This window comes from Mariniradius saccharolyticus AK6, assembly GCF_000330725.2.
Taxonomy (GTDB): Bacteria; Bacteroidota; Bacteroidia; order Cytophagales; family Cyclobacteriaceae; genus Mariniradius; species Mariniradius saccharolyticus.
The window spans coordinates 345843-368388 of record NZ_AMZY02000010.1; the positions used below are offsets into that span (position 1 = coordinate 345843).

Annotated in this window: 16 protein-coding genes; 5 read left to right on the top strand and 11 right to left on the bottom strand. The window is 47.3% G+C overall.

Going from position 1 to position 22546, the window contains the following annotated elements; translation table 11 throughout:
- On the bottom strand, positions 1-1170 hold the full coding sequence (locus C943_RS10795; protein WP_040480114.1) for a sialidase family protein: 1170 nt from the start codon (positions 1168-1170) through the stop codon (positions 1-3).
- A gap of 204 nt (positions 1171-1374) precedes the next feature.
- Between C943_RS10795 and C943_RS10800 the strand changes: the two genes are divergently transcribed.
- From C943_RS10800 to C943_RS10815, 4 genes are read left to right on the top strand one after another with little or no spacing between them, the layout of a single operon-like run.
- Complete coding sequence (locus tag C943_RS10800) at positions 1375-2667, top strand: CitMHS family transporter (RefSeq protein WP_040480116.1); 1293 nt, start codon at positions 1375-1377, stop codon at positions 2665-2667.
- 5 nt (positions 2668-2672) lie between these two features.
- Complete coding sequence (locus C943_RS10805) at positions 2673-3992, top strand: acyclic terpene utilization AtuA family protein (RefSeq protein ID WP_008627559.1); 1320 nt, start codon at positions 2673-2675, stop codon at positions 3990-3992.
- The gene (locus C943_RS10810) at positions 3989-4303 is read left to right on the top strand and encodes an AtuA-related protein (protein ID WP_008627560.1); all 315 of its coding nucleotides are present in this window, start codon (positions 3989-3991) and stop codon (positions 4301-4303) included. The genes C943_RS10805 and C943_RS10810 overlap by 4 nt, the downstream gene beginning before the upstream one ends.
- On the top strand, positions 4300-4989 hold the full coding sequence (locus C943_RS10815) for a 6-phosphogluconolactonase (RefSeq protein WP_040480119.1): 690 nt from the start codon (positions 4300-4302) through the stop codon (positions 4987-4989). Before C943_RS10810 ends, C943_RS10815 begins: the two co-directional genes overlap by 4 nt.
- Before the next feature lie 45 nt (positions 4990-5034).
- Here C943_RS10815 and C943_RS10820 read toward each other — a convergent pair whose 3' ends face one another.
- A complete protein-coding gene (locus C943_RS10820; RefSeq protein WP_008627562.1) occupies positions 5035-5832 on the bottom strand; it encodes an AAA family ATPase in 798 nt (265 codons plus the stop codon).
- Between the two features lie 210 nt (positions 5833-6042).
- On the opposite strand from C943_RS10820, the gene C943_RS10825 reads away from it, so the two are divergent.
- Entirely contained in the window at positions 6043-6819 is a 777-nt protein-coding gene (locus tag C943_RS10825; RefSeq protein WP_008627563.1) for a tryptophan-rich sensory protein, read from the top strand.
- A 105-nt stretch (positions 6820-6924) separates the two neighbouring features.
- Here C943_RS10825 and lpdA read toward each other — a convergent pair whose 3' ends face one another.
- The 9 genes from lpdA to bshC all read right to left on the bottom strand — a co-directional run bounded on the left by lpdA (position 6925) and on the right by bshC (position 22509).
- Positions 6925-8322, bottom strand: a complete 1398-nt coding sequence (gene lpdA, locus C943_RS10830; protein ID WP_008627565.1) for a dihydrolipoyl dehydrogenase — start codon at positions 8320-8322, stop codon at positions 6925-6927.
- Positions 8323-8431: 109 nt separating this feature from the next.
- Complete coding sequence (gene odhB / locus C943_RS10835) at positions 8432-9961, bottom strand: 2-oxoglutarate dehydrogenase complex dihydrolipoyllysine-residue succinyltransferase (RefSeq protein ID WP_008627567.1); 1530 nt, start codon at positions 9959-9961, stop codon at positions 8432-8434.
- 66 nt (positions 9962-10027) lie between these two features.
- Positions 10028-12832: a 2-oxoglutarate dehydrogenase E1 component gene (locus C943_RS10840; RefSeq protein ID WP_008627569.1), complete on the bottom strand. Its 2805-nt coding sequence runs from the start codon at positions 12830-12832 to the stop codon at positions 10028-10030.
- Between the two features lie 240 nt (positions 12833-13072).
- Positions 13073-14041 (bottom strand): hypothetical protein, encoded by a 969-nt coding sequence (locus tag C943_RS10845; protein ID WP_008627571.1) that lies wholly within the window; start codon positions 14039-14041, stop codon positions 13073-13075.
- A 20-nt stretch (positions 14042-14061) separates the two neighbouring features.
- Entirely contained in the window at positions 14062-15717 is a 1656-nt protein-coding gene (locus C943_RS10850) for a SusD/RagB family nutrient-binding outer membrane lipoprotein (protein WP_008627573.1), read from the bottom strand.
- Between the two features lie 18 nt (positions 15718-15735).
- Positions 15736-18942: a SusC/RagA family TonB-linked outer membrane protein gene (locus C943_RS10855; protein ID WP_008627575.1), complete on the bottom strand. Its 3207-nt coding sequence runs from the start codon at positions 18940-18942 to the stop codon at positions 15736-15738.
- Between the two features lie 830 nt (positions 18943-19772).
- Positions 19773-20264, bottom strand: a complete 492-nt coding sequence (locus tag C943_RS10865) for a hypothetical protein (RefSeq protein WP_008627589.1) — start codon at positions 20262-20264, stop codon at positions 19773-19775.
- Positions 20265-20372: 108 nt separating this feature from the next.
- Entirely contained in the window at positions 20373-20948 is a 576-nt protein-coding gene (locus C943_RS10870; protein WP_008627591.1) for a 5-formyltetrahydrofolate cyclo-ligase, read from the bottom strand.
- Positions 20926-22509: a bacillithiol biosynthesis cysteine-adding enzyme BshC gene (bshC, locus tag C943_RS10875; RefSeq protein ID WP_040480123.1), complete on the bottom strand. Its 1584-nt coding sequence runs from the start codon at positions 22507-22509 to the stop codon at positions 20926-20928. Before bshC ends, C943_RS10870 begins: the two co-directional genes overlap by 23 nt.
- Positions 22510-22546: the final 37 nt, after the last annotated feature.

Genomic DNA, 22546 nt, shown 5'->3' on the forward strand with positions numbered 1-22546 from the left:
TCAGCGCCACACGAGAGTCCTCCAAACAATCTGGGCGTAGTTGTCCCGCTCATACAAAATACCCAAGGTTGAACCGTTCAAACTCACCAGATCACTGTAAGCGGTCCAAGACACTTTTTTGGGATCATCTGTCCTGTCAATAGGTATGACCTTTGGCCACGATTTCCCCTCGTCGAAGCTGATTTTGATCGTCAGGTTGTTGCGGTCATTTGGGTCGGAGGCGTTGGAATGGGCCAAGATTGTCTTTCCATCCGACTGGCCGATGGCCAAAATGGACCCTTGGCATACAGGATCGGGAAGCGCTTCCTCAAACCTGATCTCTTCCCAACTGTTTCCCCCATCGGATGAGTAAGCCAATATCCGCTGCCTTATGTCTCCACGCTGGTTGCGAATACTCATGATCATTCGGCCACCAGAGAGTTCAGCACCGATGGATTCATTTGAGCCGGGGAGGTAAACAGACTCTGAAATCTTGAAAGACTTTCCATGGTCATCCGAGAAAAACCCATGCGCCCTGTACTCCTCAAAATTTTGTTGGGGAGGTCCTACAGAATGGTTGGCCGGCACATAGATTCTTCCCTTGTACTTCCCTTCCTGAAATTGGAAAGCGTGGCCCGGCGTATTGGCGTAGTGCCTCCAACCTTCGGAGTGCTGATAAAGAGGATTAAATTGTGGGTTGTTTGGCCGATGCACTTTCAGGGTGATGTTCTCTGGCTCTTCCCAAGTATGGCCAAAATCAAAGGATTTCATCATCCAAACCTCTCTTACGCCTTTGTTGAGACGGATATCGTATTCATGGTTGTTGCCAGTATTGTAAAAAAGAAAGACGACGCCTTTGGGGAAATCCGGATCCAACATATCCACGACCGGGGCTGGATTACCTGCCTGAAGACTGTCATAGTCCACCAACGTCTCCAAAGACGACCATGTCTTTCCTTGATCGCGACTCCGTTTCATGACCAGGTTTACATCACCGAAATCGGCGCTGCCGTTTACCCTTCCCTCTGCAAATGCCAACAAATCCCCATTGGGCAATGCAAGGATCGCAGGTATACGATAGACAGCATGACCTTCTTTCCCGCTTTGAAAAACGATCGTTTCAGTTTCTTGGCAAAAGACAAAAAACGGAAGTAGTACCAACAAGCAGAAAAGAAATAAGGATGATCTCATTTTTGGTAGATGTTGATAGAAATAATCAATTTCAGACTGGCAGGATTTAGGACCGAATCACAAGCTTGAGGCTGAATATAAGACAAATCCCATTTCACAGCATTTCATATTAGAGTTTCAGCGAACCAATTGTCTAAAATTTGATAAGTCGCTTGATATTTTTCTGTTTATTTGGATAATCTCTCCCAAACAAAATATTTCAACATGCTGGCATTTCTCGGCCTTTTAACAATACTGCTACTCTTGTATTTGGTGATTACCAAAAAGGCTTCTCCCGTGGTGGCTTTGATTGCCGTGCCAGTCATAACGGGACTTGTGGCAGGGTTTGGCGCGGAACTTCCCACAATGATAGGAAATGGTCTAAAGGACATCGCTCCGACCGGCATCATGTTCATTTTCGCCATCCTGTTTTTTGGTGTTTTGATGGATGCAGGCACATTCCAACCCATCATCAATCGCCTGTTGCGGTTTGCCGGAAATGACCCTGTCAAAATCACCGTCGCCACCGCCATCCTGGCGATGTTGGTCCATTTGGACGGTTCTGGGGCTGTGACGTTTTTGGTGGTGATCCCAGCGATGGTACCGATTTATGACAAAGTAGGCATGAAAAGGCTTACCCTTGCCAGTGTCGTAGCATTGTCGGCAGGAACGATGAATATCCTCCCTTGGGGAGGTCCTACTCTGCGGGCGGCGACTGCGCTTGATTTGAGCGTCACCGAGCTTTTCAACCCTATCTTGATTCCCATGCTGGTCGGATTGATCACTGTGCTCGTGATTGCTGTTTTTTTTGGGAAAAAAGAAAAAGCCAGACTTCCAGTCCCTGGACCAAGCCTTGTGACAGACCAAGACATCCAAGCCGAATACGATGAACTAGCGGGTCCAAAACTTTTTCTTTTCAATGTATTCCTGATCGTTCTTGCGATTGGCTTCTTGGTGTCAGGTATGGCACCGCCCTACGTCGTTTTCATGATTGCATTTGCGCTAGCGATTACGATCAATTTCCCGAAAGTTGACTTACAGCGAAAAATCATTGACGCCCATGCCAAAGAAGCGATGCTGATGGCTTCTATCTTATTTGCAGCAGGTTGTTTTACAGGAATCTTAAAGGGCACAGGCATGATGGAGGCAATGGCGGGCTCTATTAATCAATTCATTCCTGAAAAAATCGGCTCACACCTCCCTTTGATCACGGGTATTCTTTCCATGCCTTTGAGTCTATTGTTTGACCCAGATTCCTTTTATTTTGGCATTTTGCCGCTGTTAGCATCAACTGCCGAATCGTTCCAAGCGTCCGGCATCGAAGTAGCCCAGGCCGCTATCATGGGTCAGATGACCACCGGATTTGCGGTGAGTCCTTTGACTGGATCGACGTTCCTCTTGATTGGTTTGGCTGGGGTCGATCTAGGTGAGCATCAAATAAAAACCATTCCTTGGGCCTTTTTGGTGACTTTGGTGATTTTGACTGTTTCGGTCTTGATGGGGATCATTTCTATCTGAATGTGATGAAAAAAGATGTCATAAGAATCGGCTGCGGTGCCGGTTTCTCGGGAGACCGATTGGAACCAGCGCTTATTCTTACAGAACAAGGAGATTTGGACTATTTGGTCCTCGAATGCCTTGCGGAGCGTACCATTGCCCTTGCACAAAAGGCCAAGCAACAAAATCCAAACCTGGGCTACGACCCAATGTTGGAAAGAAGGATTACAGGCCTCCTGCCACTTTTGGTCAAACACAACACACGGCTTATAACAAACATGGGAGCAGCAAACCCCTTGTCTGGAGCACAGAAGATCATCGATATCGCCAAAAGGCTGCAACTCACGATCAAAGTCGCCGTGGTCTTGGGGGATGATGTTTTTGCCAGCATTTCAGGAGACGAGCCAAGTATGGAGGGAAACAAAGCATTAAGCACCTACGGCACGCTCATTTCCGCCAATGCATACATGGGTGTCGATGCGATTCTGCCGGCCCTAAAGACGGATGCCAATATCATCCTTACGGGAAGGGTGGCGGATCCATCGTTATTTTTGGCACCAATGATTCACGAGTTCGGATGGGATCGGGCGGACTGGGATTTGATGGGAAAAGGAACGGTTCTCGGGCACCTAATGGAATGTGCCGGACAGATAACGGGAGGCTATTTTGCCGATCCTGTCAGTAAGCCTGTTGCCGGAATGGAAAATTTGGGGCATCCCTTTGTGGATGTGTATCCTGACGGCAGCGGTATCATTGGTAAAGTCTCCGGAACAGGCGGCGAAATCACGATTCGGACCGCCAAGGAGCAACTGCTTTATGAAGTCCTAGATCCAGGAAATTACTTCACGCCCGATGTGGTTGCCGACTTCCGCTCTGTGCATTTTGAAGAAATCAAAAAGGACCAAATCAAAGTCACCGGCGGAACTGGAAAACCCAAACCATCCCAACTGAAGGTCAGTGTTGGTTACCAAGCGGGATTTATGGGCGAAGGAGAAATCTCCTACGCAGGCGCGCATGCCAAGGAAAGAGCGGCACTAGCCGGCGAAATCATCGAGAAAAGAATCCGGAATCTTTTCGATGAATTCAGGGTAGATTTCATCGGATTGAGTTCGCTCCATGGCCCTGTAATTCCCCAAGGATCTGAACCCTACGAAGTACGACTGAGGGTCGTGGGAAAAAGCCACAGCCAGGACAAGGCCAATCTTATCGGAGAAGAAGTGGAAGCACTCTATACCAACGGACCCGCGGGAGGAGGAGGGGCGAGAAAAAGCGTCAAGGAAATCATCGGCGTCGTTTCCATACTATTGGACCGAGATAAAATCAATCCTGAAGTAATAATCCCATGATCAAGCTTGCCAAAATTGCCCATAGCCGGGCCGGAGACAAAGGAAACACATTGGTTCTATCGCTGTTTCCATTTGACGAAAACGACTATCCCCGCTTGATACAGGAAGTCACCGCCGAAAAAGTCAAGGCCCATCTCAGCGATCAGGTCAAAGGAGAGGTTTCACGATACGAAATCCCTGGTCTCCATGCGCTCTTATTTACTTGCACAGAGGCACTGGGGACGGGAGTGACGACCTCATTGGCTCTAGATGCCCATGGAAAATCATTGAGTTATGCCTTATTGGAAATGAAAATAAACCCAAAACCATGAACATTGTCTCTTGCAAAAACTACGAAGAGTTGAGTCAGCGAGCCGCTCAAATCGTCCTTAAGGAAATTTCCGTAAAGCCGGATTTGCTTTTTTGCGCAGCGACGGGGAATTCTCCCACAGGCATGTACGCCGAAATGGCCAAAAAGCCCGAAGCGTTTCACTCTATGCGGGTCGTCAAAATGGACGAATGGGGTATCATCCCGCTCTCCCATCCTGACTCCTGCGAGACATATCTGAAAAAACACCTGCTCGGACCGCTGGGTATCCCTGCGGACCGCTACATGACATTTGACACGGCCGCTGATTTGGCTGATAGCGAATGTGAAAAAATGCGCCAATTGATTGCCGCAAACGGGCCTTTTGACATATGTATCCTTGGCCTAGGGAAAAATGGGCATATCGCCTTCAACGAACCTGCAGATTTCCTACAGCCATTTTTTCACAAAGCAACTTTGGCACCTTCCACCATCCAACACGACCCGGCACTGTCCCAAGGAACCGAACCAGCCTATGGCCTCTGCGTGGGGATGCGGGATATCCTGCAGTCCAAAAAGATCATTTTCTTGGTCTCCGGAAAAGGGAAGGAAGATGCTTGGCGCAGAATCCAAGAGCAGAAGATCGGCACAGATTGCCCGGCGAGCTTCCTTTGGCTGCATCAAAATACCGATTGTTTGGTGATCGAGTAAGCCCAAGTTGTCTAGGCATGTCCCTTTCTGTCTAGGGCGTTTTGATCAGTTCAGAAAAATCTCCCAATCCTTGGCAGGGATGACCGGGGAAGCTGAAAGGTATTTCTGATAGGCATCTTTGACAGCTTTCAGATATCCATCCTTGATGTGGCTGGGATACAAGCCAACCAAGGGAATCTTCTCCTGCAATGCAGCCAAAGCTTCCCGAAAGGACCCGTATCTATGGACGATCTCCACATTGTCCAGCTCCGCATCATCCCTTCGCTGGTCAAACACGAAGTACTTTTTCTCCTCGGTCACGAAAAAGTAGGTGCTTCGCCCCCCCTGTTCCGCTTTGAAAAAATCCACCGAAACACCCGGTCCCGAAAGGTGGCATACCCGCTCCCAATCATGATTGTAGGCCATACATTCTATGATTCCGGTGAGTATTTCCAACAAATCCTCCTTGACCCGATCAAATGGCAAAAAATCCTCAGCCCCTCTCCGATCCAGCAATCTTGCCGAAGCCAAGTCCTTGTCAGCAGTGATTTGGTCGATTTCGACCCGAAATCCGTTTGATTTGGCAGCCTTCACCAAAGCGACAAATTCATCATCATAACCCGAAAGGCTGTATTCAACGACCAGGACTTTGTCCTCCATCAGGGCATCCATGGCTTCCTCGGTAGCCTGGTTATAAATATCGGCCAAGCGATCGTCTCCAAACGCCGCCATCGTCCCAAAAAGGTCCTGGGAAATCCTACACAGGTCCAATACAAAATACCCTTCTCTTTTGGCAAAATGCTTTGCAATAAACGTGGTCTTCCCCACTCCCACGGGTCCTGTCACAAATAATATGGTGTTCATAGCTGATCAAATTTTAGCTACATTGAAATTTCTTAACACATCAATTTACCCATTCAGCGCCGTCTGAAATAGTGATTGACAGGAGATGTCAGGGAATAGTTTTCCAATTTTCTTGATTCAAAAAATCATTAGCGAACTGTCAACCTTCGCTCTAAATCCACTTCCTAAACAAAAGGGCAATTTTTGTACTTTAGCCTACAAAACCATCCCATGCGCAACGTTTCCCTTTACCTCTTCAACTGGCTGACTTTCGGCGCCACCCTGTATTTCAATTACCTGTATGGTTCTGGCGCTGCGGGTGTCAAATCGGTTGGGGAAATCAGCAACCAATACCCAACCCTGATCACGCCTGCCGGATTCACCTTTTCCATTTGGGGCTTGATCTACCTGCTGCTGCTCGGTTACTTGATTTATCAGGGGTGGACATTGCTGAGAAAAAGCCCAGAAAAATCACTGCTTCCATCCGGCATTTGGTTTGGCATCAGCAATCTGCTTAATCTCGCTTGGATCGTCACATGGTGCAACGAATGGCTCTATCTTTCAGCGATTGTCATCATTGGGCTCTTGGTCTCCCTGCTGGTTTTGGGACATCGGCTACAAATAGGTTCAAAAAACAACTCAATTTCCCAATACCTTTGGATAGCCACGCCGATTGCAGTGTACACAGGTTGGGTGACAGTGGCTACCCTCGTCAACGTCTCCGTCCTGGTATATGACTTGGGAATCCTGACTTCAGGTCCTGCAGTCTGGACATTGGCGATGTTGGCGATTGCATCTGGAATCTATCTTTACCTGCTTTTCAAGCAAAATATTGCCCAAGCAACCTGGGTGGGCGTATGGGCATTTTCGGGAATTGCGGCCAACAACTGGGGCGGAGAAACAATGGTAGCCTATGGGGCATTGGCACTTGCCTTGGCGCTCGCATTGGCAATTATTGTGCGATTCTTCCTGGCAAAGCAGCTTGACAAAAACCTGGAAACGCTGTGATTCCTTCTTGCCCTATATTCCCTTTTGCTGAAGACAACAACGGGGATATCACACAAAAAAAGGCCCTTGAAGTTTCCAAGAGCCTTTTTTTTGAAAGTATCGAATTTATATATGCAGTGCCCGATTGTCCGTGGCAGCCAAACAAGCCTCTTTGAAGGCTTCGGTATAGGTCGGGTGCGCATGGGACATCCGAGCGATATCTTCTGCGGAAGCCCGGTATTCCATGGCCACTACTGCCTCGGCGATCATATCCGCCGTTCTCGGTCCGATCATATGTACTCCCAGGATTTCGTCGGTACTGGCGTCAGCAAGCACCTTCACCAAGCCGTCTGTATCCATCGAGGCCCTGGCGCGGCCTGAAGCCATGAATGGAAATTTCCCCGTTTTGTAAGCAATACCCATTTCTTTCAGTTGCTCCTCGGTGTAGCCAACCGCAGCTACCTCCGGCCAAGTGTAAACGACCCCGGGGATCAGTAGGTAATTGATATGTGGCTTTTGCCCGGCGATGGTTTCGGCAACAAACACGCCTTCTTCCTCGGCTTTATGGGCAAGCATGGCGCCTTTGACGACATCGCCAATCGCGTAGATATTAGGCACATTGGTCCGCAAATGGTCGTCAACTTCCACCTGTCCGCGCGCAGTGAGTTTGATCCCAGCTGCTTCTGCATTCAAGCCCTCGGTATACGGTTTTCTTCCGATCGAAACCAATACATAGTCACCTTTGATTTCAATGGTTTCCCCTTTCCCATTTTCGGCCTTTACAAGCACTTCCTCACCCAAATTCTCAACCGCGGTCACTTTGTGCTTGAGGTAAAACTCAAAACCGAGCTTTTTGAGGGATTTCTGTAATTCCTTGCCCATCGTCCTATCCATGGATGGTATGATCGCATCCATAAACTCGACCACGGATACTTTGGCACCGAGTCTTCCGTACACAGAACCCAATTCCATTCCAATTACCCCACCACCAATGACGATCAGGTGCTTTGGAATTTCCTTCATTTTAAGCGCCTCGGTGGATGTGATGATGCGCTGCTTGTCGATGTTGATAAACGGCAAAGAGGCAGGTTTCGAGCCTGTGGCAATGATGATATGCTTGCCTTGGATGTCGGATGAAGTCCCATCGGCCTTGGTTACTTTGATGGTGTTTTTGTCCACAAAGGAGCCTATACCCTGGTGCACATCGATTTTGTTTTTCTTCATCAAAAACTGGATGCCGTCCACGTTCTGCTTGACGACGTCGTCCTTTCGGGCGATCATCTGCGGCAAGTCCACTTTCAAGTTGTCCAGCAGAATACCGTGGGTTTGGAAGGTATGGGTCGCATTGTGAAAATGCTCCGAGGAATCCAAAAGCGCCTTGGACGGAATACAGCCCACATTGAGGCAAGTACCACCGAGTGTTGGATACTTCTCGATAATGGCGGTTTTCATCCCAAGCTGCGCGCCACGGATCGCGGATACATATCCGCCTGGTCCAGATCCGATTACGATAAGGTCATACATTTTTCTAGATTTTAGATTTGAGACACAAGACGTGAGACTTTGTGCCTCTGGTTTTCAAATACCCTTGGCTCATCAATTCTATGAGATCAAACACTTACAAACCAAAATCCTAAACTCCAAACAACAACCTGGTCGGGTCTTCGAGAAGTTGTTTGACGCGGACAAGGAAGCTGACGGACTCGCGGCCATCGATGATCCGGTGGTCATAGGACAGCGCCACATACATCATAGGCCTGATGACGATTTGACCGTTTTCCACTACGGGCCGTTCTACGATATTGTGCATGCCTAGAATCGCGGACTGGGGTGCGTTGATGATTGGCGTGGACATCATGGAACCAAAGATGCCACCGTTGGTGATGGTGAATGTTCCGCCGGTCATCTCCTCGATGGACAACTTATTATCACGTGCTTTGGTAGCCAATCGGACAACTTCTTTTTCGATTTCGTCGAAACTCAGGGACTCAGCGTTTCGAATAACAGGCACCACCAAGCCTTTTGGCGCGGATACCGCAATCGATATATCGCAGAATTCGTGGTAAACGATCTCATTGCCGTCGATCATGGCATTGACTGCGGGCCATTCCTGAAGGGCAACACACACGGCCTTGGTAAAGAAAGACATGAACCCGAGATTCACGCCGTGTTTTTCCTTGAATTGATCTTTGTATTTCTTACGGATATCCATGATTGGGCCCATGTTGACCTCATTGAAGGTGGTCAACATCGCTGTCTCATTTTTCACCGCTACCAATCTCCTGGAAACTGTACGTCTCAGGGAAGACATCTTTTCCCTTCTGCTATCCCTCGCTCCAAAGGTCTTTGCTGGAGCGGGACTAGGAGTTGCGCCCACTGGAGTTGTTGGCTTGGGTTCGGCTTTGGGAGTTTCCATGGCTTTGGGTTGTGCGGCAATCGCGTCTTCTTTGGTGATGCGGCCATCTTTCCCAGTTCCTTGGATATCAGCTGGGCTAAGGCCTTTTTCTGCAATGATTTTACCGGCTGCGGGCGAAGCATGTCCTGTCGCGTAGCTTTCTTTTGAGGGTGCAGGCGCAGCGGTTGGGGCTGGTGTTGCGGCAGCTTCCGCAGTCGGTTTACCACCTTCGACCACTTCGATCCGGCAGATCAAGCCTCCGATCTCCAGTGTGTCGCCTTCCTTGGCCACATGCCTCAGGATACCTGTAGCCTCTGCAGGCAATTCAAACGTTGCCTTGTCGGAATCCACCTCGGCAATAATATCGTCCAGTTGTACAAAATCCCCATCGGCTTTGAGCCAAGTAGCCAACGTAACCTCGGTGATGGATTCACCCACCGTAGGCACGATCATTTCCTTGACCTCTCCTGTCTTGGCTTTTGCAGCTGGGGCTGGCGCTGCCTTCACCTCGGTTTTGGCCTCGCTAGCAGTGGCTCCGTTTTCGATGACACAGATCGTAGCGCCAATCTCCAGGGTTTCTCCTGCCTGCGCTTTGATCCTCAAGGTCCCAGCTGACTCCGCAGTGAGTTCAAAAGTGGCTTTGTCAGATTCAAGTTCGCAGAGAACCTCGTCCATTTGGACTTGGTCTCCATCTTTTTTGAACCATTGGCCAATGGTTACTTCAGTGATCGACTCCCCTACCGCGGGGACTTTCATTTCTAGGCTCATTGTTGTCTCTTTTGGTATTTATTCCTTTTGGGAATGAATGGTTGGAAAAATAACCTGACTTCTAACTTATGAAATCTTCAGTGCTCTGTTCACGATACCGGATTGTTCCTCGACGTGGACTTTGTTGTAACCCGTTGCCGGTGACGCTGAAGTTTTTCTGGCAATCACATCCATCTTGATGTCCTTGTAGAGCATCCTCAGGATGTAATTCCAATAGCCCATGTTTTCAGGCTCTTCCTGGACCCATACGATTTCAGCGTTTGGATAGGCTTTCAATGCTTCCAAAATCTGGTTTTTGGGGAGTGGGTGCAGCTGCTCTACGCGAATGATGGCCACATCCTTGATCTTGTCCTTTTCCCTCGCCTCGTCAAGGTCATAGAATACCTTGCCCGAACATAGTACGACACGCTTCACCTGTTTCGGATCAGCATTTGTATCAAGCAAAACCTCCCTAAATCTACCTTGGGTGAATTCATCCAAAGGAGAAACCACTTTGGGATGTCTCAGCAAGGACTTTGGAGACATGACCACGCAGGGCTTTCTGAATTCCCAAGCCAATTGCCGTCTCAGCAAATGGAAGAAATTGGATGGTTCGGTGATGTTGGCCACGACCATATTGTATTCCGCAGAAAGCTGCAGGAAACGCTCCGGCCTGGCATTGGAATGCTCCGGACCTTGACCCTCATAACCATGGGGAAGCAAAAGCACCATGCCGTTCATTTTACCCCATTTTGATTCACCGGAGGAAATAAACTGGTCGATCATCGTTTGGGCACCGTTGGCGAAATCACCGAACTGTGCCTCCCAAATCGCCAAGGAATGGGGGCTCGCCATGGCATATCCGTATTCAAAACCCAAAACGGCATACTCGGAAAGCAATGAATTGTAAATATGGAACTGCCCTTTACTGTCCTTCAATTCCTTGAGGAAATTATAGGGCTTGTTCGTGTTGGCGTCGTGCACGACCGCATGTCGGTGGGAAAATGTGCCCCGCTGCACATCCTGCCCGGTTAGTCTGACCGTTTTTCCCTCCAAAAGCAAAGAACCATAGGCCAGCAATTCGGCTGCTGCCCAGTTCAAGGACTTCGAAGTAAAATACATGTCTTTCCGCTGCTTCAGCTGTATCTCTATCTGTTTGATCGGCTTGAAACCCTTAGGTATCGTCGTCAGGGCATCAGCGACTTTCTCAACCGCCTCCAGCGAAATACCCGTTTCGGGGGACTTCTCAAAATCCTCAGGGGTGGAACGCCGCAGCGACTGCCATTCTCTTTCGAATTTGGTAAACTGGTAAGGAAGTGGTTTTTCCTTCACCATGTTCAATCGATCCTGAAGCAACTGCCTGAATTCCTCATCCATTTGCCTTGCGATCTCTGCATCGATATCACCGCGCTCGGTCAAACGCTTTACATATATCTCGCGGGGATTGGGATGCTTGGAGATGATGTTGTACAGTTCGGGTTGCGTGAATTTGGGCTCGTCGGATTCATTGTGGCCATGCCTTCTGTAACAGACCATGTCCACAAAAATATCCCTTGCAAACTTCTGCCTGAACTCTGCAGCCAATTTGGCCGCGAAAACGACTGCTTCCGCATTGTCACCGTTGACGTGGATGACAGGTGCGTCAATGATTTTGGCGACGTCGGTACAGTAGATGGAAGACCGGGCGTCGTCAAAATCCGTCGTGAATCCAACTTGGTTGTTGATCACAAAATGGACTGTGCCTCCGGTATTATAACCCTTCAGGCCTGCCATTTGGGTGACTTCATAGACGATACCCTGCCCCGCAACCGCAGCGTCACCATGGATCAAGATCGGAAGCGCCTTTTTCGAATCGTTTTTGTGTTGGGAATCAATCTTTGCCCTGATGAATCCTTCCACCACCGGATCGACTGCCTCCAAGTGGGAAGGGTTGGGGGCTAGTTTCAGGTTGACCTTCTTTTCTCCCGTGGTAATGATATCGGAGGAATACCCCATGTGGTATTTCACGTCCCCATCCCCCATGGTGAGGTCAGGCTTTGCAGTCCCCTCAAACTCGGAGAATATTTGCTCATAAGTCTTGCCCATGATATTGGCGAGTACATTCAGCCTGCCTCTATGGGCCATGCCAATCATGACTTCTTCCACACCATAGTCAGCGGCCGTATTGATTACGGCATCCAGGAATGGAATCGTGCTTTCGCCCCCTTCGAGGGAAAAACGCTTCTGTCCCAAGTATTTTGTATGAAGGAAGTTCTCAAAAACAACGGCTTGGTTGAGTTTAAAAAGTATCCGCTTCTTCTCGTCAACAGATGGATTGAATGACAGCGCTTCTTTCTCGATCTTAGTCTTCAACCAATCCAACATCAAGGGCTCTCGAATATAGGTATATTCAAAGCCAAGCGCCCCTTCATAGATGATTTTGAGGGATTCCAAAATCTTGGAAAGCTTGGCAGTGCCAATGCCGATTTCGTTGCCTGCTTGGAACTCGGTATTCAAATCATTTTGATCAAGCCCAAAATCCTCAATATCCAACAGGGGCTTCCGATCCCTTCTTTCACGAACTGGGTTCGTCTTGGAACGCAGGTGTCCTCGCGAACGATAGGCATGAATCAGTGCACGAACTTTGATTTCTTTTGGCAACTGCTCCATGTCCATGATGGTGCCGGGCGTCGCCAAGGCGCCGGTCGGTTTCGCCTCCGAGGAGATTGCTTTTGCGGCAACCGCGCTGGATCCACCTTCGGCGTCCTCGCCAAACTTGGTAATCGCAAAGTCGAACCCATCAAAAAAAGTCTTCCAACTTGGGTCTATTGAAGTGGGGGATTCTTTGTAGGCAGCGTACAATTCGTCGATGTAGGCTACATGGGCATTGGAAATATAGGAATATTGATCCATAAGGTTAGGCTGTATGAAAGCAAAAGTAAAACAACAAAAAGGATTAAAAAAACCGTATATTCGTTTTTACGAATATATAATTAAAATCATTGATATCAAAGGTCTTATTATACGTTGAATGGTATTGATGAGCGAAAAAAATACTCTAACCCTAAACCAAGCAACCATAATGCTCTTAGCCGTAAATAAAAAAAAACAGCGCCTTTCGACGCTGTTTTTCTAATCTTCATACTAGAGGTATTACCTCAAGCCAGCAGGCCACGGCTTACCGGGGTTAGATTTAATAGTCACTCTACCGCTTTCTCCAAATTGGTTACTCCAAGTGAATACCAAATCTGTTCCGTTATTGCTAACGAAATTGAAGGTATAAACTCCACCGAATCCATCGGCTCCAGAATAGGAAAGTAAACCGCAAGCATCATTGATTCTTACTCCTGCGCCAGCTGCCGGCGTACCTTGACATCCTAACATGCCATAAGAGACGTCCGAAATTGCATAAGAAGTCGTTCCAGCGATAGGTGTCCAAGTGATTTTACCAGAAAAAGTATTTCCAGGGCAAGTTCCATAGGGGGAAGTTTGGTCCACCTGTACGAAATCATAAGTGCCACCCAAATCACTTGGACAAACTACTCCTACGTTATACAAGAAAGGGGATGCGTAAAACAAACCACCCTTGATATCAGCACTCGCATTCACATCATTGAATACGCGGCCTTTCTTGTCTGTCAACTTAAGGCGAATCTCAAACACATCACCTCCATTTACCTGGGCTGCTGTGATTCCGAGGGCGCTCAATGCCTCTGGGGCAGTCACGACAATCTGTGTACGTAGAAATTTCGAATCAGGAGTCTGCGTGAACGCGGATCCAGGGATTGTTTCCAGAAGAACATCATTCACAGCACCTCCGGGACCAGCCGCGGGAACAAACTGCAATCCTACACCCGGTATCAACCTCCTCCTCCTTACCCTAACTTCAACATTATCCACTGTGGCACCATTCTCGGCATCGACAGCTTCAACAGTAATGTCAAATTTTGAATTTGCCAGGTCAAAGAAGTTAAAACTGGTACTTGTCCTTGCTGTTGTCCTCAGATAAGTACCTGTATCAAAAGTACTATATGGAATTCTCGGCTCCACGAAGTCGGTACATGAGGTGATAAACACCAGCATGGTTACCAACATTCCAAGACTATATTTAATAAATTTCATAGTTCAGCTTTTTTAGATGATTAATAAACCCAGCCGTTACCTTCAGGATTGGTATCCCAGAATACTCTTTGACCCAAATTGGCCTTTTGTTGCGCAAACTTGTTGGTAACAACAAAGTCGTTAGGATACAAGAAGGACCGAGGGAACAAACCTACGTCAGAAGCCAAACCAGGCTGCATGCCATCAGGCTGTCCTGTTCTTCTGTACAGGTTATATGCCTCGACACCATTACCGAACAAAGAAAGCCAGTACTCTCTTGCAACAACATTCAGTTTTCTGTTTGTAGCGGCATCATCATACTCCTCGCTTACATGCTCAATGTAGGCGTTAACGAGTTCAGTCCAACGTGCGTCAGAGAAGAATCCTCTTGCCACTGAGGCCTGAGAGCTTCCCAAAGCATAACTTCTGACAAAGTTCATATGCTTCCTGATACCACTTTGAAGCAGTGCTTTTGGATCTCCAGTTGTACCCAAAGTCAAGGCAGCTTCAGCGAGCATGAAGTCAACATAAGCCGCAAGCATGATTGGCTGCAAGCCAGCACCACCAGCACCCATGGTTGGAGAGTTGACAGGAGCAGCAGAGTCATCATCGAATCTACCACCACCCGGATACAATCCGTACATAGTCCTTTCAAATCCATCTGGTGGAATACCTTCGTTGTTCAAGTGATCCCTACCCCAATAGCCTCTGCCTGTTGGCGACATGTTTGGCAAACAGAAAGGAAATCCACCCGCCAAATAATGTCCTGGAGCAATTTCACCCAGACACCTTAGTTTATCTGCGTCTGTTGGATTGGTTTTCACCTGACGATAGAGGTAGTACCTTACGCGCGGATCATCGAAACCTTTGGCCTCAGTCAAATGGAACATGTACCAGGTAGATTGGTAGTCACCTCCACCGCCACCATATTGGCTGAATCTAGGTGAACGGGAATCAGGGTTAGTTTGGCTGGTACCGTATCTGAAAACGAAGTCATCGCCTTCTGCAAGCAAGTTTCCGCTTCCAATCAAAGCATTGATGGCAGCAGTGCTGGCAGAAGCATTTTTCAACTTGAGGTTGAGGTGATACTTCAGTTCCAAAGTGGCGATCAATTTCCCCCATCTTGTCACATTGTTACCATAGTACAAATCCGTAGGAATGTTCGTGGTGGTGGTCGCTAACAGCGCCTTAGCCTCGGTCAAGGCATCAAAAGCGGCCTTGTATACGTCCTCACCGCTGTCAACCTTTGGATTGAAGTTAGTAGGGTCCAAAGCTTCTGACAAAGGAACATCACCCAAGTAATCCACCAAGTTCATCAAAACCAAAGCCTTGATCACATTGGCATAGGCCAAATGCCTTGGAATTGGGTTTGTCTCATTCAACTCTTCCAAAAACTTGATATCTGCCATGATGGTAGCATAGGATGTATTCCATGTACCATTCATTGTGGGGGCAAAATATGCATTGGCCCAGTTCACGTTTGGTTGGGAAACAATCCTTGTGATCTGCATGCCAAATTGACTCAAAGTGTTGAACTGACCAGCAAATGCAGTTTGGACGTTGTTCAGTACCCATGAAGGGTCAGCAGTATTGGCGGTAACTTCGTTGGGGCTATCCAAGAAATCATCCAAATTGTTACAGGCACTTGCGAAAAGCAACCCGCCCGCCAGCAATAAACTATATAATTTTCTTTTCATTGTCTGTCTTGTTTAGGATTAGAAACCTAAGGTGATTGTTCCACCGAATCTTCTGGAACTTGGACCAGTCACGAAATCAAAGCCCAAACCGTTGCCAACACCTACACCCAACACGTCTACGTCATAGTTCATGTTTGGAGGGAAGTTGAGCGCTCTAAACCACAAGTTTGTACCACTCAATGCAACAGAAGCTCTTCTGAATGGCGTTTTGGAAAGGATAGAGGCAGGCAATTCATAGCCCAAAGACAATTCACGCAATCTAGCAGCGGAACCGTCGAAGATGTTTGCTTCGTCAGCGCCTACGTGGTATCCATCAAAGAAGTAGTTGGAAGCAGTGATTTGGATATCGTTTGGAGTACCGTCTCTCTTTACACCTGGAAGGATGAAAGAGAATTCTCTGTCAACCACAGGGTCTTTGGTCACACCCCTTGCTAAGGTAGCTGTAACCGTATTAGAGAAGATGACACCACCTCTTCTGTATTCAAGCATGAAGTTCAAGAATACGCCTTTGTACCTCAAAGTGTTGATCCAAGAACCAGTCCACTTAGGGTTAGGGTCACCAAGGATACCAATTTCAGGCGCAGTCAGATAGGTACCGACAGCATCTACAATCGGCTGACCAGACTGCTCGTCTCTGGCAAATACGGATCCTTTGATAATGTTAAAAGGCTGTCCAGGGATTGCGAAGTTACCCAAATCGGTAAATCCAGCTACCACAACTTCTTCCAAACCTTCACCCAATTCCATCACGATGGTTCTGTAAGCTGTGAAGTTCACAATAGTCTCCCAGCTAAATCCGGAAGGCGTAGTGATTGGAGTAGCAGTACCTTGGAATTCGATACCTCTGTTTCTGATTCTACCGATGTTAAGGAAAGTAGAAGTAAATCCGGTTGCAGGGTCAATCGGAGCTTGAGTGATCAAGTCTCTGGTATTCTTCTGATACAGAGAGATGTCAAACCTTACTTTGTTGTTGAACATCGCTGCTTCTACACCAAATTCCACTTCTTCATGCAACTCAGGCTTCAAATTCGGGTTACCCAATTGGTTGGATACGGTTTGGGATTGGAATACAGTTCCACCTCTTTCAAACGCCCTTGCAGATTGACCCAAGATATTTCTGGTTCTGTATGGAGGAGGGAAACCAGCTGATGTACCGTAACCCAAACGCAATTTCAAGTCATTCAAGGTTGCAGATTTCCAACCGAATGCGTCAGTAGGAATAAACGAAACTGAAGCACCTGGATACAGGATTCTTCTGTTAGGCTGCTCTACCGTTGAAGTCCAGTCATTTCTAGCGGAAACGTTCAAGAACAGGTAGTTGCTGTAATCGAATGTCACGTTGGCATAGATACCATAACGTTGCTCCTCAACCAAGTAGTCCATTCTGCCAGCACCAAGCGGGTCGATGGAAGCAGAAGTTAGGAAGTTGGTGTGACGGAAAAGATCGAATGCCAATTGTCCTGTGGAAGAGATACCGTTTTGGTTGTAGTTATCATAGCGGGTATTTCCACCCAACAACGCACTCATTCCAATTTTCTCAGACAAGGTCTTTCTCCAGTTCAAGATCAAATCCTGATTCCAAATGGTGTTTTGGATATTGATAGTCCTGTAGTATCCTTGCCTCACGTCCAAGGTTACACCGGTACCCCCACCTTTGTTGTACTTCGCTTCTTGAACCTCAGTGTAAGTATCCAAACCAAGACGGTAGGTTACGGAGAAGTTGTCATTGAAGTCATAGTTCAAAGAGGTAGAGTTGAAGAACCTATTCACCAGAGAGGTATTCTTGTAGTTTTTCACCAACCAAAATGGGTTAACTTGGTCGTTACCTGCCCTGAAGTAGACGTTACTCTTGTCAACCGGGTTTTCGAAAGGCATGCTCAAGTCGATAGATCTTGGCGCGTACAAGGTGTTGGCAAATGCAGAAGGAACACCACCGTTTGGACCTGAACCGAAGGCTGCGTTGACTGGTGGTGATTTCAAGTCCGTCCTTGCAAAAGTGAAGGAGGAGGCCACGGTCAACTTATCAGTTACAGCAGAGTTGATACCCAAACCGAAGTTGTACTTTTTCAAGAGGTTGCCTGGGATGAAGCCTTCATCGCTCGTGTATCCGAAGGAAGCATTGTAACTCGTCCTGTCAGAACTACCAGAGATTTGGGCAGAGGTATTGGAAACCAGACCTGTTTGGAAAAACACCTCAGATGGATCTGGATAAGCCTTGTAGTCATACTTGATAGGCGTTCCATCTTGGTTGAAGAATTCCGGGAACGCATTCCGGATGCTCGCCAAGTTAGAGGATGCAATTGGGTGGTTGATTTGCAATCCCAAGTCCATTCTTGGTCCGAAGTTGGAGAAGAAGAGACCTGGCTGCTGCTGGAAACCGTTACCGTAGATTTGACCGTAGGTTGGAAGGGAAGCTGCCGAGTTGGAGAACAAAGATTGGTTGATAGTAATTTCACCTTGCTTCCTTTTTCTAGACCCAGACTTGGTCGTGATCAAGATTACACCATTTCTACCTTGGTCACCATACAACACCGTCGCAGAAAGACCCTTCAACACAGAAACGTTTTCAATGTTGTTGGGATCGATATCCAAGAAACGGGAAGATGTAGTAGCACCACCTGATGCGAAGCTAGTCTGCGCATTTGTAGCAGAGCTGAATGGAACCCCATCCACCACGAACAAAGGCTGGTTAGATCCTGTAGCTGAGGAATAGCCCCTGATGATGATGTTGGTACCTGAACCGGACATACCGTTTGTAGCAGTGATGTTCACACCAGCTACTTTTCCTTGCAAGACCCTGGAAACGTCAGCCTCCGGTCTGTTTTGGATTTGCTCATCACCCACAGTCGAGACTGCATAGCCAAGAGCTTTCTTTTCCTTCTCAATACCGATCGCCGTTACCACCACCTCGGAGAGTTGGGAAGCGTCAGTAGTGAGTGTAATGTTAACTACAGACCGATTGCCAATCGACTCTTCGATGGTTTTCAAACCAACGAAAGAGAAGATCAGGACATCCGATCCTGCCGGTACATTAATGGAGTAATTACCATCCAAATCGGTGGTAGTACCCACTGTTGTACCCTTCACGAGAACGGTCGCGCCGGGAAGGCCTTGACCGTCTTCATCGGAAATTACCTTTCCGGTAACTACCCGTTGTTGCGCCGACACCTCGAAACTCAGTGCCATGGTGAAAAGCGCAATCACAAAGAGTAAAGCTTTTCTCATAAGGTATTTTAGTTTAGTTGATGTGTAAAGAAAATTTATTTCCCGCATATTTCAAAATGATGGATTTTATTAAAAAAATATAGGTATTAAATAATTTTTTCTTCCTTTATTCACATTTTAACCATTTTTAACATCCATGAATATATGAAATATTCCAAATTTCAAATTTGTGTTGGTATAGTTAAACCGGCGGTTTTTATCGCTTTTTAATGGTGATAAAAGCCGAATATTTGGAATTGAAATCCATTTGCAGGGTTCAGTATCTAAAAAAGCGCATACAGGAATATAAAACAGAATATTATTTTGATTTTTGACAAAAGGTCAAAAAATACAAAAGGTGATTTTTTTTTAGTTTTTTTAGCTAAACATCAATTGAACGAATCTTTTTTTTCGTTTTTGATAAATTATCACGTTTTTGATTACATATTATGCATATTTTACAAATGGTGTGGTCTCAAGGCGATTCTAAATTTTCCCGATAGTGAAAAATATTTTCCAACTCTTGATTTGGGTAGAAAATCAAGTCTTTTTCTTTCCCATTTTTGATCAAAGTCTGGAATACGGGTTCATTTTTTCAGATTTTCTTCGAAAAAAGATAGAAAGTTAAAAAAACAGGTATCCCGATTCTATACAAAACCCAATAATCCGTGTCACGATAGAGGCAACACATGCCAAATTTTGTTTGGAACATGGGATTTCGCCTGTCCTCACTTCTTTCTGCTTGGGATTTTCGTCTTTTTCCCCTGATATAATGAAAAAGCCGCTTGTCAGCGGCTGTACTTTGATCAAAAATATGGCAAATGCCAAAAAACAAAACAGGAATGAGGAATCTAAAACGCGAATCTCACCGAAAGTGCCAATTCATCCCACCAAAACCCCGCAGACTCGTTGAAATTCACGGCCGGCTTCCAGTCAAAGGACAAATTGACCGGGGCATTGTAGATTTTGTAATCCAAGCCGATAATCCCATCGAGGCCAAAAGTCTGCATACCTTCCCTCTTTGGGACACGGGGCAGGTTGTGGTTACCGGCATTCCAAGTACCAAAGTGCGCCCCTCCACCCACAAACCACTGCAACCCCCTTACCTCAGAGATATCGAAATGCACTTCATATAGCCCGGAAACAATCAGCCCGCTCCATCTGGAATAAATGAGCGCTTCCACGGCGCCTTGCTGGGTCACAAAATGTTTGACGGTGAAACCATTTCCTGTTCCCAATCTCAAACCAATTCCGGTATTGTATTGGGCAAATGATTCGTTGGGAATCAGAAAAAGGAAAAAAAGGGCAGCGAGTGAGATAGATTTTCCGAAAATGCTTTTCATACTGAATGGATATTTACGGGGCAAAACTACCAATCTATGGGTCTTTTGCAAGTGTTGTTCCCCTCAGGCAATCTATCGGTCAAGCAAATAGGCCTCAGGACAGGTCAATTATGAATGGAATTCATGGATTTTGGACGGGCTGATACAAAAATCCAAACGCACGTCGTGGTCCTCAGCGGGTATCTCGGGAATCGGGTCAAAAAAACTCAAACCCACTTTATACACTGGCTGGGAAAGGCTCCCCAAGAATCCATCGTAGTATCCCTTGCCATAGCCCAAGCGATGTCCTACCCGGTCGTATGCCAAGAGCGGTACCAAAACCAATTGGATCTGGTCAGGACTGGTTTGGATTGCGGCAATGGGTTGGGGGATTCCCCAGCTATCGGGTTTAAATTGGCGGACCGCGGTAATATCCAAGGTCAAAAGCCCTTGCCCATTTTTATCAAGCGTAGATGTATATAAGGTGTAGCCTTTTTGTTGTAATTCCTGAAACAGCGGAAAGGTATCTACCTCCTCCAGCCTTTCGATGGGCAGGAATAGGTGCACATGGTCTATTTCAGGTCTTACAGTCAACCACTCCAATATCCGTGCGCGAATCTTAGCAGAAAGCGCCGCCCGTTGCAAGGCAGAAAGCGATTGGCGCAGCGCCTTGTGGTCCTCCCTAATTTGCGCTTTGCTGAGCATCGGTTCGGAGAATCATGTAGGAAAAATCCAAGGGATCAAACATCTCCAACAACTCGTCCAACAGTTTGGGCTTGGCCAAGAAAAACCGCATCATGTTTTCGGTCCGCTCCTGCGGACTGCCGCCAGGATACAAAAAGGACTGGATATCTGTTCTCCTCTTGATCTGGATTTCCAAGCGCTTTTCCTCTGCTTTCCTGACCTTATCGGACAGTTGTTCGAGGATTTTCAAGGCCCTGACTTTCCCGGCTTCGAAGGCATTTTGCAGGCTTTTCTGCAAGGCCGCAGCTTCGGCACCCTTTTTTTGGAACAGGGCCGACAATTGGGCTTTCTCCGTTTCCATTTGAAAGTCCACGGAGGCTTGATGCTCCACAAACTTCCTTTTCCAATCCAATACCGATTCAAAGAGATCCGTGTCCTGAAGCCCGAGTTGGGCGATCTTCTTGTCGACCGATTGATCCAGAATTACAGCAAAGTTCCTTGGCAACAGGGCAGGGAAAGGCACCTCGAAATGGTCAAACATAGATTTAAGCTGCAGCCAATAGGCAACCTCGGCCGGCCCGCCCAAATAGGCCAAGTTGGGCAGGATCAATTCCTGGTAGACCGGACGCAGCACCACATTGGGACTGAAGCGCTCTGGATGACTTTCGAGCTGCTCGATAATCCCCTCCTGGGTGAATTGTATATCGGTATTCAACACCTTATATATATCGCCCACTTTTTCTATTCGTTCGCGCAGGCCTTTTTGCATGTAAAAAAGGTTGATCTCCCGGGGGTAAATCTGGCTCTTGTAGCCCAACTCATCCAATCGTTGGGTTTGCGCCGTCGCCAAGGTGTACGGATCATGGGTCAGCAAATCGGCTTTTAGGATAGGAATCAGTGCCTTTTTCAGTTCGGGATGGTTACCGTCCACGACCAACAAGCCCTTTTCCCCAAACAGATGGTGTACGTACTTCCTGACTGCCTCAGACAAATTCCGGGAACTTTGGTAGGCTTGCAGGAAAAACTCCGGGGCAAAGGCCGAAACTTCTTTCAGGAATTCCTTAAAACCCCCATCCCATACAAAGTCGCCCACCGGACCTTTCTGGTCGCTTTTCCATTGGTACTTTTTTCCATCCAACTTGAAGTAGTTGATTTCCTCGAAATCATGGTCCTCGGTTGCCATCCAATACACCGGCACAAAATGATACCCGGGATAGGCATCCCCCAGCTTCTTGGCCAGGTTAATCGTCGATACGATTTTGTAAATAAAGTACAGCGGACCGGTAAACAAGTTTAGCTGATGCCCAGTGGTGACGGTAAATGTATTGTCATCGGCCAGGGAAATAATCTGATGGGAGCTCATCTCCCCCAAAGCGATGCCCGCATATTGCTCTTGCAGTACGCGCACCAATCTTTCACGTCGCACTTTATCAAATCGCCGCTCCTGGATGAGCTTGCCAAAATTGCCGATCGCCGGAAACTGGTTGTAAAAGGCGGCCAATTCAGGCTTTTGGCCCAGGTAGTCGAGAAATAAAGCTGAGAATTGTCTGGTACAGGCGGGGTCGACGCTGGATTTGACCATGAAAGTTGATGCTTGGGTTTTCTGCAAAATTACAATG